The sequence below is a fragment of the Bradyrhizobium ottawaense genome (genome assembly GCF_900099825.1).
GTDB lineage: Bacteria > Pseudomonadota > Alphaproteobacteria > Rhizobiales > Xanthobacteraceae > Bradyrhizobium > Bradyrhizobium ottawaense_A.
This window is the reverse complement of the sequence record NZ_LT629693.1, coordinates 6288046-6303994: the sequence shown is the minus strand read 5'-3', so window position 1 is coordinate 6303994 and position 15949 is coordinate 6288046. Positions and strand designations below refer to the sequence as shown.

14 protein-coding genes and 3 pseudogenes are annotated in these 15949 nt (G+C 55.2%); 3 read left to right on the top strand and 14 right to left on the bottom strand.

The window, feature by feature from the left end; all coding sequences use genetic code 11:
• Positions 1 to 541: 541 nt before the first annotated feature.
• Both BLR13_RS29485 and BLR13_RS40645 read right to left on the bottom strand, forming a co-directional pair.
• The gene (locus BLR13_RS29485; protein ID WP_074816542.1) at positions 542 to 799 is read right to left on the bottom strand and encodes a hypothetical protein; all 258 of its coding nucleotides are present in this window, start codon (positions 797 to 799) and stop codon (positions 542 to 544) included.
• Between the two features lie 1904 nt (positions 800 to 2703).
• Positions 2704 to 2901 carry a hypothetical protein gene (locus BLR13_RS40645; protein WP_143039604.1) on the bottom strand — a complete coding sequence of 66 codons (198 nt, stop codon included), beginning with the start codon at positions 2899 to 2901 and terminating at the stop codon, positions 2704 to 2706.
• A gap of 640 nt (positions 2902 to 3541) precedes the next feature.
• Between BLR13_RS40645 and BLR13_RS29470 the strand changes: the two genes are divergently transcribed.
• Entirely contained in the window at positions 3542 to 3961 is a 420-nt protein-coding gene (locus BLR13_RS29470; RefSeq protein ID WP_143039605.1) for a hypothetical protein, read from the top strand.
• On the opposite strand, the gene BLR13_RS29465 is transcribed toward BLR13_RS29470, so the two are convergent.
• The 3 genes from BLR13_RS29465 to BLR13_RS41170 form a co-directional block, all read right to left on the bottom strand.
• On the bottom strand, positions 3943 to 4410 hold the full coding sequence (locus BLR13_RS29465; protein WP_074816553.1) for a hypothetical protein: 468 nt from the start codon (positions 4408 to 4410) through the stop codon (positions 3943 to 3945). The two genes, BLR13_RS29470 and BLR13_RS29465, sit on opposite strands and share 19 nt — an antisense overlap.
• A gap of 323 nt (positions 4411 to 4733) precedes the next feature.
• A complete protein-coding gene (locus BLR13_RS29460) occupies positions 4734 to 5024 on the bottom strand; it encodes a pilus assembly protein PilZ (RefSeq protein WP_074830971.1) in 291 nt (96 codons plus the stop codon).
• Between the two features lie 207 nt (positions 5025 to 5231).
• The gene (locus tag BLR13_RS41170) at positions 5232 to 5420 is read right to left on the bottom strand and encodes a hypothetical protein (protein WP_074816556.1); all 189 of its coding nucleotides are present in this window, start codon (positions 5418 to 5420) and stop codon (positions 5232 to 5234) included.
• A 1273-nt stretch (positions 5421 to 6693) separates the two neighbouring features.
• Here BLR13_RS41170 and istA point away from each other — a divergent pair.
• Positions 6694 to 8202, top strand: a complete 1509-nt coding sequence (gene istA, locus BLR13_RS29455; RefSeq protein ID WP_074816562.1) for an IS21 family transposase — start codon at positions 6694 to 6696, stop codon at positions 8200 to 8202.
• Positions 8199 to 9008, top strand: a complete 810-nt coding sequence (istB, locus tag BLR13_RS29450; RefSeq protein ID WP_074816565.1) for an IS21-like element helper ATPase IstB — start codon at positions 8199 to 8201, stop codon at positions 9006 to 9008. The genes istA and istB overlap by 4 nt, the downstream gene beginning before the upstream one ends.
• A 174-nt stretch (positions 9009 to 9182) precedes the next feature.
• Here the strand turns inward: istB and BLR13_RS29445 are convergent, their stop codons facing one another.
• The 9 genes and pseudogenes from BLR13_RS29445 to BLR13_RS42740 all read right to left on the bottom strand — a co-directional run.
• A complete protein-coding gene (locus BLR13_RS29445; protein ID WP_074816568.1) occupies positions 9183 to 9470 on the bottom strand; it encodes a hypothetical protein in 288 nt (95 codons plus the stop codon).
• Positions 9471 to 9669: 199 nt separating this feature from the next.
• On the bottom strand, positions 9670 to 10485 hold the full coding sequence (locus tag BLR13_RS41415) for a PEPxxWA-CTERM sorting domain-containing protein (protein WP_074816571.1): 816 nt from the start codon (positions 10483 to 10485) through the stop codon (positions 9670 to 9672).
• A gap of 175 nt (positions 10486 to 10660) precedes the next feature.
• A complete protein-coding gene (locus BLR13_RS29435) occupies positions 10661 to 10924 on the bottom strand; it encodes a hypothetical protein (RefSeq protein WP_349532566.1) in 264 nt (87 codons plus the stop codon).
• A gap of 212 nt (positions 10925 to 11136) precedes the next feature.
• On the bottom strand, positions 11137 to 11802 hold the full coding sequence (locus BLR13_RS40635; protein ID WP_143039606.1) for a PEP-CTERM sorting domain-containing protein: 666 nt from the start codon (positions 11800 to 11802) through the stop codon (positions 11137 to 11139).
• A 113-nt stretch (positions 11803 to 11915) separates the two neighbouring features.
• Positions 11916 to 12026 (bottom strand): annotated as a pseudogene (locus BLR13_RS42750) (PEP-CTERM sorting domain-containing protein); the annotation flags it as partial.
• A 660-nt stretch (positions 12027 to 12686) separates the two neighbouring features.
• Positions 12687 to 13331 (bottom strand): choice-of-anchor C family protein, encoded by a 645-nt coding sequence (locus BLR13_RS29420; protein WP_143039607.1) that lies wholly within the window; start codon positions 13329 to 13331, stop codon positions 12687 to 12689.
• 180 nt (positions 13332 to 13511) lie between these two features.
• The gene (locus tag BLR13_RS29415) at positions 13512 to 14189 is read right to left on the bottom strand and encodes a choice-of-anchor C family PEP-CTERM protein (RefSeq protein ID WP_074816578.1); all 678 of its coding nucleotides are present in this window, start codon (positions 14187 to 14189) and stop codon (positions 13512 to 13514) included.
• A gap of 27 nt (positions 14190 to 14216) precedes the next feature.
• A pseudogene (locus BLR13_RS42745) lies at positions 14217 to 14351 on the bottom strand (PEP-CTERM sorting domain-containing protein); the annotation flags it as partial.
• Between the two features lie 862 nt (positions 14352 to 15213).
• A pseudogene (locus tag BLR13_RS42740) lies at positions 15214 to 15339 on the bottom strand (PEPxxWA-CTERM sorting domain-containing protein); the annotation flags it as partial.
• Positions 15340 to 15949: the final 610 nt, after the last annotated feature.

Genomic DNA, 15949 nt, shown 5'->3' with positions numbered 1-15949 from the left:
AGGCTTATCTCTATAGCAGTAGGCCCTTATTTTTCGAGAGCCGGACCGGCTTTCCGGCCCAGCGGCGAGGCATTGGCGACAGGGAAATAGTCGCGCAACCGATCCCGATTGCGCGGCCCAAGCCTCAGATTGTGCGCTCCATCAAGCGCTTTACCGTTCTCTCCAGTTCAAGCCTCGCGTCCTGATGAGATTCGGTCCAGGTAAGCGGTGTGATGCCCTGTGCGAAATCGAAGATGCTATCCGGCTTGCGGTTTTCCCCGCCCAGAACGATTTCGATGATTTCGATTCTTGGATTTGAACGTCGACTCGCGTCTGGCGTAACTCGCGGTGAGATGCCCTTCTAATCGATCAGGTTAGTTACGTTGCACCGCGGTCCTGATGGCTCTGGGACCAAACAGCTGGCGAGCCGTGAGGGATTAATTCGGCGAATGATTGGTGCCGTCCTTCGTTTTGCTCAGATCCAGTCCGCCAGCGGCTGTTACTGCCCGGGTACTTCCGCAATGCGATCTGAACTACAACGATTGGAGGAAGTGCGGCTCCGTTAACGCCTTCGTGGCCCCTTGCGATTGGGCTGAACCATAAATGACCTGGTTCTCCGCTCGATCGCTGGCAACATCGTCTGCAGACTGGAATGCTTCGCCATCGTCGAAAGAATATCACGGGCGTGCTTCGGATCGACGGCCCGCCTTTCGACCAAAATTGTAATGAGCTCGACGACGGCGACGATACCGCTGGACGCAAGGTTCGCGATGATCTCTGCCACATCACCGTTAACCTCGTTGGTTCTTGACTCGATCATTTACTGAATCCCGTTAGTGAAACGGCTTGTGTTTTCTGTTCGGACCAGGGAGGCACGCGTGCTAACAAGTTTCTGCTCGATTTCGTTTGTGTATTTCAATCCTGGCCGAGGGCGCGTCTACTCCAGAATCCAGGGCCCGCTCAGCTTCTCCAAATGCCGTTCGAAACGCCACATTACTGTAGCGAGCACGACACTCGTGATCACAAAAGCCATGAGCCAAAACATAGTAACCTCTTGCACCCTAGAAGAAACAAAGCCCACGGTCGAAATAGACGTCTGGTAAATTGCTGTAGCGCCTCTCTCAGCAATCAATGCCGGTGATCGATGCGAGACGAAGATCCCACTGGCATGCTTGCTCTGATTTCCAACGGAAGGCTTCGAATCCAATCCCGGCAAAGCCAAGAAGCATCATTGTCCATGTTGACGATTCGGGTACGACGGCGCCCCGTCAAGTTCTGCCCCGCGTTAAAATAGAGATCTCTCCACACCTTTAAACCAAAATTTAATATTTCGTCAATTATAGCAGATTTAATTCAGGCCAATTTTATCGAGAGGGTTAATTCTTGAATGACAAACCGTTGTGGGCCATAAAGCGTGGCGGACCAGGCTGAGCGACTCTTGCTTGCCTGAGCCCTGCTCCCGGAGTCGATGCCGTATCTTCGGTAATCGGGGAAGGACAGAGACGTCGTTGTTTGGCCAACAATGGCTGAAGCCCGCAAAGCTGAAGAATCCCCCCAGGGCCATAAAGGCTATCGCGGTACCCAGATGACCTCCGCTGTGGCCAAGCGCCTTGCAATACGAAAACCGGATTGGCCGCCTAAACGAGTAAGGCTATTACAAGCCCGTTCAGGCGTGGATTAGTGTGGTCTACAGGGTGGGTTGCAAAATTGAACTACTGCTGGAAGACGTTACCTGCTGCCACGGCCATTTATGCGGCCCTCTCACTCGCCGATCCATTTCGTAGTTATGCCATGTGGCAGCCCTCTCATGGAGTAAGGTCTGCGCTCTACAGGCTGGTCGCGGACGAAGCCAACCCGCAAGAACCCGACGCCATAATTTTCGCGCTAATGTCGGGAAAATGCACAACATTCAAGATCGCAGGGCAAAGTTTCAATTGCAGGGCGGTTGCATTCTTTCAGACGGAGGACGGTCGCGCTAACTATACGGTCGCAATAGACGACCCCGTCGACGATAGCCACACCATTACGTTCTCAGGCGACAACGGCCGCAGAGCAGGCGAATTATACGAATTGCCGATCGATCGAATGCAGCTGAAATCCAAGGACAGGCCGAAGGCCGATGGCCTACCCGTCCCCTTGATCGAGCCATCAGGCGGTATCTGCAAACAAAACGGAAGCTTTATAACGCGCCAAATGTCCACGATCTCTTGTAGCGCAACCAGTTCGAACGGTAGCAAGTTTGAACTAGAGTATCAGTCTGACGGGCTGCCTATGGAGATAAAGCGCATCAAGCGCACACGCATAGGCCCCGTTCCAGTGTCGCCGTTTGACGAAAAGTAGGCGGTTTTTCCTTGATTCGCTTCGCTATGAATCGCCATGGGTTAGGTCGATTGCGCTGTAACAGTCCTTATGGACGTTCATAAGCACAGTACTCAGACTGATCGGTTAGAGGTCGTCGAGACGGTCCGGCGACGGTGCTAGTTCGACGACTAGAAGCTTCGGATCGTGTTGGAGAGTTGGGCGACGCGCACGATATCATCGACGGCGTCCCTTACGTACAGCCAACCGGCTTCGTGCCGGCCATAGTTGCTACGAACGCGACAATGGCAGCAGAACCGGGCGCGCGAACCAGCGTCCGCATTGTGATCGAGGAAGAACCGCCCAGTGATCAACTGCGCCTTAGCGGCGGGCGTACCCGGTACATTCGAGGCTGGACTAAGTATGCTAGCTGAAAAAGCTCGACACAACAAAAAGATCGGATTGAGCTTCTGAACCGCCGCGCAGCTTCGCGTCGATAATCCGCCGACATGCTTCAACAACCTCGGTATCCCGGAGATCGTTCGCAGCTTCAAGAACAGACCAGACAGCATCTACCATCGGATGGTATTTTGCCCCGAACTCACAGAATTGAGAGACGGGCATTATGCTTCTTCCAGTCCAGCAATAGCAGACCAACGCTGTCGAAAAGACGGTGTAACATAACCGCCATAAAGAACGTCCAATCGTCGCTCATAGATTCTCGCTGAGAGTGCGGCGACTACGACAACGAAACACCCGATTGCAAATACTTCGACCATTTGAGTTCCCACCTCGTTTAGTTCAATAAGACCTTTAATACTCCTCAAATTTTAAGGTTTTGACCCAATCTCAGCCCTAGAATTGAACGGCCTTGGTAGGACATTTTAAAGAAATGTCCGCGAACTCCGAAACGCCCCTCGTAACCATATTAGTCGCCTGGCATCCGTCGATGCCAGACCCGCCGACGGCTGAGCGGACCCCCCAAATTAAAAAGTGAACAGATATTGCGTTCAACTTTTCATTAAGTAGGATGAAGGAAGGTGTTTGTTTTTCGATCGGTCCAGGAACGCGCTCGGCCAACTATCGGAAATCACATCGAATATGAAGCTTTTGGGAAGCATCGCTATTGCCCTCCCTGTTCTTTACTGGGCCGATAAAATATTGGCCGACGGGGAATTTACGGATGCAGCTTTCACCCTGATCAAGAACGCTGCGCGGTCATAGGTCTGCATTGAGGCCGGGGTTAATAACCGATGGGAACGCTGTGACCGACCCAGAATTATTGGAACTAGCGATGCGGCTAGCGCAGGAAGCAACCCCAAAACCCGAAGGGTTAGTTGCTGACACGCCAACCGCCAACGTTGTGACCGAGCGAGTTGAGCCGCGCCCCGAACGGTCCAGCCAACCTGAAAATCCGTCGCCATACGCGAGCTTTGGTCAGGCTCACGCCGTTAAAGAAAAGAAAGCCGCTGATGATCTAGCGGCGATGATTCTTGCTGACTTGGGGAAAGTGGCGGGCTGCCCGACGCACGGGATTAGCGTTACTGTTTATGGGTCCAACCCCTGGAATTCATGGCTGTCATTTGGCGCCAGGATCGGTCCGTTGCCCAACAAAGTTGAGCTGCAGGAATTTTGCGACCTCATCACCGAGCGACTTAAGCGGCTTTACGATGTGGCCGAGTGATCTTTGCTCGGCGATTTTATGATGTCCTTATGAAGCTTCGCGATGGTCCGCAGCACAGCCCGATCAGGGAAAGCGCTGGTTCGACTAACTGGAGCTAAGGCTGGCGTAAACCGACGCCTGATCGCCGGCGCATTGGCGCCGCTCAGCATGACGATCGGCTTTGCGCAGGAATAGCTGGCGTGGGCATGACCGCCGGGGGGGAAGCACTTGAAAAAGTGCCTATCATCGGGGCGGACCAGAACGATCGGCGCTGATTTCGTTTTTCCGAAGACCCACCCGGCGGTCCTCGCCCCGATCACGATAATCAGGCTCAAGCCCTTCACGCAGAAATGAGCTCTCCAAATCACGGTGACGGCCTTGAGCTTCGATACGACGCTGCATGCCGCGCAGTTGCCGAGGCCAAGACGGTCGACGACGTAAAGGATATCTGAGACCGATCTCGAGGCCATGCGCGCATATGCCCCGACAGACGAAAATAAACAGCTTGAGGTCGACGCCTCAGGAATCCGTTTTCGTGCGGAACGCCGGATCGGCAAGTTGATGGAAGCACAAAGGACACCATCGGACTAAACGACGGTTCGCGCTTGGTAGGTCGGTCTCAGACCCGCCACTCTCACCGAAGCATCAACAAGCACCTAGCCGATCGCGCCTTCACAAATGCGTCGCGATACGGCACCGGCGCACAAAAAAAGCCGCCGCTGATGGCCCCAGCGACGGCTCGCTCGTTCCCCCGAATACTCGCGAAGTGTCAAAACATCGTTTAAGTCGCGCGCTATTCTGATTTTTTCTTCTTTGCGCCCGCTTTGATAAAATAGACCCCGGCTTGATTGCCATTGACCCACGCGAGTTCGCAGCGCCGATAAGCTTTTCCAACAGTGGAAAGCACCAGAAAGAACTCCTTCAAAGCAAGACCTTCCATCGAGCCATCTATTGAAAGTCTGGCGCCGGTATCCGATGCGTCCAACATTGTACAGGGGCGGCGCCAAGTACCGTCGATCGCCATCATGTTGGCCGCAAATCCCTTCTCAAATACGACGCGATTTGCCTTGCGTTGCTCTGTCATGAACTGCTTCGCTGCATCATGAAGGAAATTCAATAAGCGAAACGCCCGCCGGCTATGCGCTCCCCGCGGCGGCCGGGGAGGTTTCGCGATTGCATCGATCATAGGCCGTAGGTCGTTAAAAAATGCTGTGCCTGGTCGCCGACGTAAATTCGGCGGGCCATTCTGGGCATATTTCGTTCGCCTACGGTCGTACGTCGTAAACTTGCGTCAGCCCGTCTCGACGGGCTTCCAGTCAAAAAAATGGAAATCACCTTCCCAAAAATACACCTCAGAACGGCACACCGAGCATTCGTAGCTACCAGTGCTTCCGCCGGGAAATCGCTGCTGTTTTGCTTGATATCCGGCCCCGCATTTTGAGCAGACAAACACAACGATGGTGGCGGCACTTTTGATCATGTCGGCACAATGCAACAATCCCTACTAGTTGCACAACCTCGCCCCCATGCCGGGCGTGTTTCCCGACTAACCCGCGCCGCCCTCGCATTGCCGGCGACGACCGCGAGATGGTGCTCAGGCCGTTAAGGGGCGTGATCGTGTCATTGTCCGTTACCGATAACGGCGGTCATTGCCACTTTTTCCTGCTTTTTTTAGTTCCAGTGTTACCTTTTGCACCGACACAATCAGGGCTGAAAATACAGTACCGACATGCCAATCTAGGATGATACTTCGCTTTCTGACCCGGCCTTGCGCCGGGCCTTTTCCGTTGGCCGTCCTGCTGGATCGCCCGATTCGGCGATCGATTGAGCGCCCAGGCCGACGTCACGTCGTTGCCGGCACCTCGCGCGCCTTACCATCCTTGCCGACGTGCTTCGACTGTCCAGCGGTGGACAGTTGTTTGCCGCGGGCCTTGCCAACCGTCGTCGGGCTTACTCCTATCTCAGCCGCAATAGTCCGGTCAGACTTCCCCGGGTTCGCTGCGATTGCCGCTTCTGCGCGTTGACGAAAATGATTTTAGATCAATTACAAACTTCAACGCTTTGCAGGCTGCTGGACCGATTTGCGTCGAGTGATTGTGCCCCAACGTGATATTCAAGGCGACATCCTCTTCGAACAGTTCGGCAACCCTGCTGATTGCAAACATACTGTCCAGATGGCTGAGGGTTTGCCGGCAAAGCTTCCTTTGCTCTCCCAAGGTGCCCTCGCTTAGGCTCTTCGCGCTTAGCCGTAGACTTTTTCACTTCCATCTTTTCGCAAGTGTTATCGTCGCCAACCTCATAACCTTGTTGGCACGCAATCTTGATACATCGGTCACCATCAGCTCTAAAGCCGTGCCCGCAGATTAGCGGACAGACACGCGATGATTTTCCCTTCACGGCATCCAGAGCATCAATGCACGCAACCTTTACATTTAGCTTCATACCGGCGTGTTTATGAACAGATCGAGTGAACGTTGCGAAGCGGCGCTCCAATTTCCGTCGACCGCACCAATGTTAGAACGAACTTCAAACTGGATTAAACCCGACGAGCAAGGTCAACCTGCGGCGCGACAATCAAGATGGGAATCCCGCGACAATCAGGATGAGAATGCGCCGCTGCTGGGGTGACGAAGGGAGGGCGTAGCCCGACCGGAGTTACCCCAGCAGCGGCGTTGACGCCCGAAGGGCCTCATTTGGCGGTAACGGCGGCTGGTCAAGGATCGGTTTTCTCTTTCGAGAGGACCCCAATTCCCTTGGCTGGCCGACACGTCACCGATCAACAAATGAGGCTTTTCATGAACTTGCGCCGCAACCATTCGCCAGCCATTGCCGCTGCGAAGGCCGGATTCAGCACCTCTGCCGCCTACCGGTTCGAGAAGGATCCCCGACTTCCAACCCAAAAACAGGCGCCCCGCGAACGTCGCCGAGCCGATCCATTCGTCGACGTCTGGGAGAACGAAGTCCTCCCGATGCTGAAGGCTGCTCCCGGATTACGGCCGATCGCCGTGTTCGAGGAACTATGCCGTCGGCATCCGGAACTGGGCTCCGGGACGCGGCGGACGCTTGAACGGCGGATCAGGGCGTGGCGAGCAGTGAACGGCCCGGATCGGGAGGTGATCTTCCGCCAGGAACATCCGCCGGGCCGCATGGGGTTGTCGGACTTCACCGAGGTCGCCGATCTCGGCGTCACCGTTGCTGGCCAGTTGCTTGACTGCCGGCTCTATCACTTCCGTCTGCCCTTCTCCGGCTTCGAACACGCCCACGTCGTGCTCGGCGGCGAAAGTTTTGTCGCACTGGCGGAAGGGTTGCAAAACGCCCTGTGGTCGCTGGGCGGGGTTCCCGAGCAGCACCGAAGCGACAGCCTCTCGGCCGCGTTCCGCAATCTCGGCGCCGACGCCAAAGAGGATTTGACGACACGCTACGAGGCGTTCTGCGGCCATTACGGCATGACGCCGACCCGCAACAATGCCGGCGTGTCGCATGAGAACGGCTCGATCGAAAGCGCGCATGGCCATCTCAAAAGAGCGCTGGCAGATGCCCTGCTGCTGCGTGCCTCGCGCGACTTCGACGATCTTCCGGCCTGGCGGGGTTTTGTCGACGAGATCGTTGGCCGCGGCAACGCGCGCAATGCCAAGCGCATCGATCAGGAGCGGATGGCGCTGAAGAAACTGCCGGTCCGCAAGACCGCCGATTATGAGGAGGTCAATGTCGACGTCACAACATCCAGCGCCTTCACGTTGCGCAAGGTATTTTACTCGGTCCCATCCCGCCTGATCGGTCACCGACTGCGCGTGCGTCTTTATGACGACCGGCTCGAATGCTTCCAGGGAGCCACGCACATCATTACCTTGCGGCGCGGGCGAGCGCAGCCAAACGGCAAGCATGGCCATGTCATCGACTATCGCCATGTCATCCACTCCCTGCGCCGCAAACCGATGGCGCTGCTTAATCTGGTCTATCGCGAGCAGCTCTTCCCACGCCGCGCCTACGCCCTTGCGTTCGACGCCTTGCTCGCCGGAATCGGCGAAAGACCAGCCTGCCGCGCCATGGTCGGGCTTCTGGCGCTCGCACACGAACGTGCCTGCGACGCGGAACTCGGTATTGTGCTGCAAACCACTCTCGACGACGGCGTTCTGCCGGATCTCAAGGCGCTGATCGAACGCTTCCGTCCGAAGGGCATGGCATTGCCGATCGTCGTCGTTACGCTGCCCTCGCTCGCCATCTACGACCAGATCGCCGCGACCGTGGGAGAAGCCGCATGAACGCGACCGTCAAGATCGACGCCGCCCGTGTCGAGCTGCTGCTCAGCGAGCTGCGCTTGCCCGGTATCAAGCTGATCTGGGCCGCCTTGGCCGAGACCGCCGACAAGGAAGGCTGGCCCGCCGCACGCTTCCTGGCCGCCCTCGCCGAACAGGAGATGGTGGAGCGAAGCCGGCGCCGCTTCGAACGTCACCTGGAAGAAGCCCGCCTGCCGCCAGGAAAGACCCTCGATGCGTTCGACTTCGATGCCGTGCCGATGGTCTCAAAGGCGCAGGTGCAGGCGCTCGCCGCCGGCGACGCCTGGCTCGAAAAGGGCGCCAATCTCTTGTGTTTTGGTCCGCCTGGCGGCGGCAACTCGCATCTGGCTGCGGCACTCGGCATGGCCCTGATCGAAAAAGGCTGGCGTGTGTTGTTCACCAGAACCACCGACCTCGTGCAAAAACTCCAGATCGCGCGCCGCGATCTCGTGCTCGAAGCGGCGATCGCGAAACTCGACAAATATCATCTGCTCATCCTCGACGATCTCGCCTATGTCACCAAGGATCAGGCCGAGACCAGCGTTCTGTTCGAGCTTATCAGCGCCCGCTACGAACGACGATCAATGCTCATCACCGCCAATCAGCCATTCGGCGAATGGGGTAAAATCTTCCCGGATCAAGCCATGACGCTCGCGGCAATCGACCGCCTCGTCCATCACGCCACAATCCTCGAAATGAATGTCGACAGCTATCGCCGGAAAGAAGCTGTCGACAAGGCCCGTGGAGCCGGGCGCCCACCAACGCGCGCGACAATCAAAACCTCATCCTGAGTGTCGCTCCACGACAATCAAACTCTCCGGTCACGCAAATATCGCTTGCGTTATCGTCGCGCCGCGACAATCATCCTCCCGCCGCGACCGCCGAAATGGCCATCCTGATTGTCGCTGTGTTCCCATCCAGATTGTCGCGCTACAGTCAACCCAAGTCGCCGGCTCCGCAACGGCCTAGCGGATGGATTTTGGAACAGAGACGGGATTAGGCACCGGGGAAAACTCAAACGTATAGCCATCGGCGGCTACACCGCGAAAAACGAAGAACCCACGGTCAGTGACGACGATATCGCCCTTTCGGAGCAAACCGTCGTTCATGGCGATATCCGAGGCAATGCGCTCGGCCTCAGCGGCGTCTGGAGGGTTGCGCTTGATGCGGCCGGTCTCAGCGGAGACAGCGACGTTTAAAGCGCTCACGGACGCCGTCAGCGCGATCGCCAGAAGGAGTTTCGTTCGGCCCATGCAGCCCCTCGGATCGACACCCGAACTCTTCCGTCGGCCCCGCGAGCGTCATCAAACGGGCCGCTAATCGTACAATAATCTCCTCGCGACGTCAGGTTTGCTTTCAATCTCAAACCAGCCCGACTTCCTGCCTTTCTCACCCACATATGGAAAAGAAAAAGCCGCCCGAAGGCGGCTTTTTGAACCCGTGGACTTCTGATCAGGCAAGCCGCAGACCCGATGTCGTCGACTTGCGGCGGTAGGCCAAGAAGCCAACCCCGAAAAAGCCAAGGATCATCATTGCCCATGTGGACGGCTCGGGTATCGCAGCTACGGCGGTTAGTTCCTGATCGTTGTTGCCGCTCGCCACGGCGACATCGCTCGCCCCAAATGCGTAATACTGGTACGCTTGGGAGAATGTAAAGTCAGTGATGTAGTCCACTACGCCGGCAGGACCGGCCCCGGGCGTCTGGACGACATTCACTCGGGTTGGATCTGTCGAACCGGCATTAGCGGAAAGAAAGAATGGCTCGCCGGAACCGCTGACCGCAGTCGGATTATAGAGCAGGACAGGCGCTGAGTTACTGTTGTAGCCCCACACTGTGTACTGATATCCGTCATAGGGGGCGCCGAGGTGGTCCTCGTTATTGAATACCCGGATGCTGGATACTGGCGCGGAAAACGCGGCGATAATCATCGTCGTGTTTCCATCGCCGATTACTCGATAGCCGTTTTGGATATCAGTGACCTGCGGCGTATAGCTCGGAGGACCCTTGTCCCCGTAGCCAAATTGTACGGAACCGAATTGCGTGAACGTAGCGATCTGCATTCCCGGGGAAATAAAATCGTTAATATTGCTGTCTGTGGTGTAGACCGTCGCACTCGCTACGGAAGATATGGACATAGCAACGATAGGGCCAAGCACACAGCTCGCCAAAGCAGTTCGCTTCATAATACCCTCCACTAAAAAACTATTATACCATTTTAATTTAATAAATAGCGGAGTCAAGTTAAATTTTAAATGGGCCGGCGCCATTTAATTCTTCGCGCGACGCTCGCGGGAAGCCGACGGGGGTATTTCTCGCCTTAGTCTAGGTTTGGACGTATCACAGCGAGCGAAGCGCAGCGGCCAGCGGGTTAAGCTGGGACCATTGTCCTGGTGCACACGCACCGGATGAGTACGCATCCGGTGTAGGCCGCAGGACCATCGATTATTCTGGCGGACAGCGCTTCAGCAGCTTCGGACTTTCCTTATACATCCGGACGAGTTCGATCAGGCTTTCGATTCCGAAGTCGGTGAAGGCTTGGCTCCCATGTTCTCCGACGCCATAGACCCAGATGGCGCCGTCTTCGATCTCCATTTCATTGGCGACATCGCGCAGCCAGTCTTCGTCTTCGCCAAGGTCTTCGGTAACACGGTTGATGGTGGTGATGAACCTTGTTGACGTGCATCCGAGTTCGCCATGACCTGCCACCCGCGCCGGGATCTTGCGCTGCGCTACGCCAAGGGGTCCGCGCCAGCTCCTGTCGCTCCCGCAGCCCAACAGGGTAAATCAAGCGGCCAGGGCGAACTCAGAACTGGATTTGGGGGCAACGTCAGTCTGTCAGCCAAAGAATTTTAATTTACACGAAACGCGCATAAAAAAGCCGCCTCGCGGCGGCCTTTCGCTTTGGAACGATGATACGATCAGACCGCGAGCATTGCGCCGCTGCGACGGCGATAAGTTACAAAACCAACTGCCGCAAAGCCCAAAATCATCATCATCCAAGTCGACGCTTCGGGAACGGCCGATACGCCGACAGTGAAGCCATACCAATTCTCAAACACCGGATTGGTCCAAGAGATTGAATTAAAGGTGCCCAAAAATTCGATGCTTCCGTTGCCTTCGACCCCGGAAACGACATTCGATGCAACGACAATCGGGTTGCCGCCGTATTCAGCACTTACACCGCCAGCGAGAAGAACGGCGGGCTGATTGAAGTCAAATTTCGCGTCGATACCACCTTGACCCAAACTCCAGATCGCAAACACCGGATTGGTCACAGCCGTCGCGAAGGTGATTGTATTGGTCGCGTCCGATCCCCCAAAAAGCTGGATAATGTGACCGGCCGGGTCAGGGGCATTGCTAATGACTGTGCCATCTGCCCAAGTTGCCGCGGGAGTCCAAGATGGATAGGAACCTGGATAGAGATCAGCTACGCCGCCAGTTGAGAATGTGATTCCAACGCCGCCTGCTGTTCCCGAGTTAACGGTGGTCCAGTGCGTCCAATCGATGGTATTGGCATTCGCGCTCGCGATGGTGGCTCCCAAGGCGATAACAGCTGCAATCGACTTTATTATAAAATGCCGCATTCCATCCTCCATTTAACCAATTCTTAACTCATTAACGCAGAAAAGTGGCGGCAGGTCAATTGTGAACGATTGCCTCATTAAGCCAGGGCGGCTTTTAAATTCTGAAGATCGGGTCAGGCGAGGCGTAACGCCGACGCCGATAATTTTCGCCTATACGCGATCAAGCCGACTCCGAAGAAGCCAAGGATCATCATCGCCCAAGTCGACGCTTCGGGAACTGCGCTTATTTCCGCACTTACGAACTGCGTGTTGTCTCCATAGTTGGAGTCCCAATAATATAGCTTGAGTTCACCTGTTGCGTTGGCCAAGCCAGAAAATGAGGTACCTATTCCAAAAAAATTGCCGGCGCCAATCTTGCCGACCAAGGTACCATAAGGAAGGCTGAGTCCATCCTGAGTCCACAATCCGAAATCTATTCCGATTAGTGTTCCCGCCAACTGGCCGCTGTCGTCGGAGCCTGTTGCGTATCGATTGCCGGTCAAACCGTCAGCATTGGACCAGCGCGGTAACGCGCCGGCGCTCCAAAGATCACCGGGATCGACCGTTACCGTAAAGCTTTGGCCCGCCGTCAAAAACACGCCGGTAAGATCGCCGGTGCCGCCTGAACTGCTGTTCATATAGGCGTCAACAATAACGGCTTGTGCCGCAGTGGCGGAGAAGCCCGCAGCACCGGAAATGAGTGCGCACGCCAACAATAGCCGTTTGACTTGCAGTACGAACATTCTCGCCAGCCCCTGAACTTACAGAATTAATCTGGTTATCTTAGTTGCAAATTAAAACGTCTGGCAGAACCGCTTTCGCTTTCCTTCACAAGAAGATATCGTCGAAAGGCAGCAAGGATATTAGCCACGAGAATTCGAAAAACGATCGTTCGCCGGTCAACTTCAGGCGAAGCGTAAAACCGACGCCGATGACTTCCGCCGATACGCCATGAAACCAATCCCCAAGAAGCCGAGGATCATCATCGCCCAGGTAGAGGCTTCGGGAACTGCGGTCACACTGACGTTATCAAGGGCAGGTCCGTATGGACCGGTATCGGTGTCGACAAAGGTAAGCGTCGACGTTGTGCCGTTGGCCACGAAGGAGAAGGATTTCAAAGTCCAACCCATATTCGACTTGGTAAAGCCCGTGTCATTGAACGAGGCTGCGGAGACATCGACGATGACATCGGCGTTGAGGTTCTTGACCGTAGGCGCTCCGTCCGGATTACCAGCCATCCAGTATTGAACGAGATAAGTCTGACCCAAGGCCGTCGCGAATGACTGAGAGATAGTCCCAGGGGCGTTACCAGCCAGATCAATGCTGCGGTTTCCGTCCTGCGGCTGCCAGTATGAACCGATCCAGTCGACGCTATCGCCACCGACCGTCCAGCCCGAGATCGCGGGGTTTCCAGCATGAATTGTGTCAAAGCTCGCTCCGTCAAACGAGCCGGCCTCAAAGCTACCGTTGCTAATGAGCGATGAAGCTTGTGCAGTCGCAGTCATCAAGCCTAAGAATGCAGCGCAAGCCAATAACCGATTGATTTTCAAGATCGTCCCCAAATTAAATAACTTGTAACTGTCGCTATATAGTAGTCATAGTTAATGCATGTATCATATTGTCGCGACGACACCGAGTCGTCAAGAGCTCGAAACGGCCATTTGAAAGTTGCACTGAAAGTGATGCAAAAAAACCGCCCGAAGGCGGTTTCTTTTTTTGTGCGCATCAGCTCAAGCGAGGCGCATTCCCGATGCCGATGATTTCCGCCGATAGGCAACGAAGCCGATCCCAAAGAAACCAAGGATCATCATCGCCCAAGTAGAAGGCTCGGGAACGGCAGTCACACTTACATTGTCCAAAGCCGGCCCAAAGGCGGTTGGATAGGAACTATTCCCTGAATAACCGCTCGTGGTGCTGGTAAAGGTCAAAGTTTCGCTGCTGCTGGTTGCAGTGAATAAGAACGAGTAATTTAGCCAACCCATATTCGACAGGCTATTGCCATTCACGTCAAACGGCGGCGGCGAATATAGCGTCAAATTCGCGGTGCTATCGAGCGTCTTAAATTGCGGCCCGCCGGCAGGATTGCCGGCCAGATCGAAGCTTACCCGATAGGTCTGCCCCGAGATCACATCGAAAGTTTGCGAAATAGATCCTGGCACTAGGCCATTGAGATCGAGGCTTCTGGTCCCATCGGATGCTTTCCAATAGCTTCCGATATAATCAACGGCATTCGAGCCGCCGCCCACAGTCCACCCAGTGATCGACGTCGCATCGCCACCATCCAGCGTAATGAATGATCCGGGAGCCGAGCCAGTTTCGAAACTTCCGTTTGTAAAAGGAGACGCCTGAGCGCTGACCGCAAAAAGAGAGAATCCAACAGCAGTTACGGCAAGCAAATTAGGGCGCATAATTAAATCCGATCCTACCAAGTTAATTTAAGACAAGCCAATATTGACTGCTAGGCCAGACGCAGCCCCGATGCCGATGATTTTCCGCCGATAGGCAACGAAGCCGATTCCGAAGAAACCGAGGATCATCATCGCCCAGGTAGACGCTTCCGGAACTGCACCGGCAAAACCATCGATCCGGAACGCGGTGGGCGGACCAGTATCCGTCAGCTGCACGACAAGCGTATTTAGTCCAAGATGCGGGCTAAAGGAGAACGGGTGAAGTTGGTTGAAATTTTCGTAGACGGTGCCGTCGAGCTCCGCAACCTGGACCCCGTTCACCAAAATCTTTCCGAAATTGTCGGCTCCCCAAAGTCCACTGACCAGAGCGATGCTGTCGGCCGTGAACGATGTTACGAATTCAACCGTGCTGTTGCCGGGATATCCGTCGACGCTGTACGACACCCATCGGGATGTCGAAGTGTCCGCGATGTATGCGGGATTATAATAGGTAACCGCGGATCCCCCACCCACGAGAGAATAATTTGGATCGATAGCCCCAGTATTTGGGCCGTCCACGCCCGTATTGAAGAGGGTCACCGAGGCTTGCGCACCGGTCGCGGCGCATACTGCGGTTAGAAAGCCCAGAGCAGCAAACCCGCGAATTAGTGATGAAAGCCGCAATTCAATCTCCTTATTTAAGGGACGCTACGCTTAATCTAACGTTAATAACGCACTTAACCAGCCAGAGTCAATCGAGGAGTAGCAATCAGGAAGTTGCTCCCGGAAATCGGGTTACCGAACCCGTCCCTTTTACCAAGGAACAGGTGCGCGCAGGATGCTGGCCGCCCGCGACGTAAACGTCGTTTGGGTATCGTCGCAGAACACGACGATTTGTCCCTCGGCGTTGTCCAAGGATTGCGGAAACCCGTGAACGAGACGCTCTCGAGATTGCCATTGCCCAGATCGCTTGGCGCGCAATGGTCGTCTTGTTAGGTCACAAAAAAAGCCGCCCGAAGGCGGCTTTCTAAAACTGAAGATCAGGTCACGCGAGGCGTAGACCCGACGCTGACAACTTCCGCCGATATGCCATGAAGCCGATTCCGAAGAAACCGAGGATCAGCATCGTCCAAGTCGAGGGTTCAGGAACTGCCGCAACAGCTACGCCTTCGGTGAGGTAACGTGTCGTACCGCCCAGCGGAACGTAACAGCTATAGGATCCCACACATTCGTAGGAAGGACCTGGCGACCCACCAACGATTGGATTGTCCGCTGACGCCACGCCCAAATCGGTTGTGAAAGCCAGGTGTAAATCTCTCACATAACCGGGCTGAAAGTCGGCATAGAATGCTCCATTAGAAATGTAGCTATTTCCGGGTTTGTACTCGAATCCGCCAAACGGACCGATGGTCTGTGTCGTGAGGTCCCAGTCGGAAAGGTACCCATACACATTGATCGTAAAATTGCCTGAGAGGCTGCCGCCATCTTCAAAAGAAGCGTTGATGCTCCATACGACATCCGCCTTGGCGGAAGTCGGTGATCCCAAAGACAAAAACATAACGGCGGCCAAAACCGCGAATGTGCCAAACGCGCGGCAAGCGATCGAATGAGTCATCATGCTTCCATTCAAAAAAATTAATCAACCGCAATATTTAATGCCACAGCGTGAGATCTGCGTCAAATTTTGCCTAAAGTGAAAAAACAGCTGTTGATGTGATGCGAAATGCACGGCCGGAGGTCAAAAACTACGAAGGGCCGCCCACAAAATGGGCGGCCCTTCG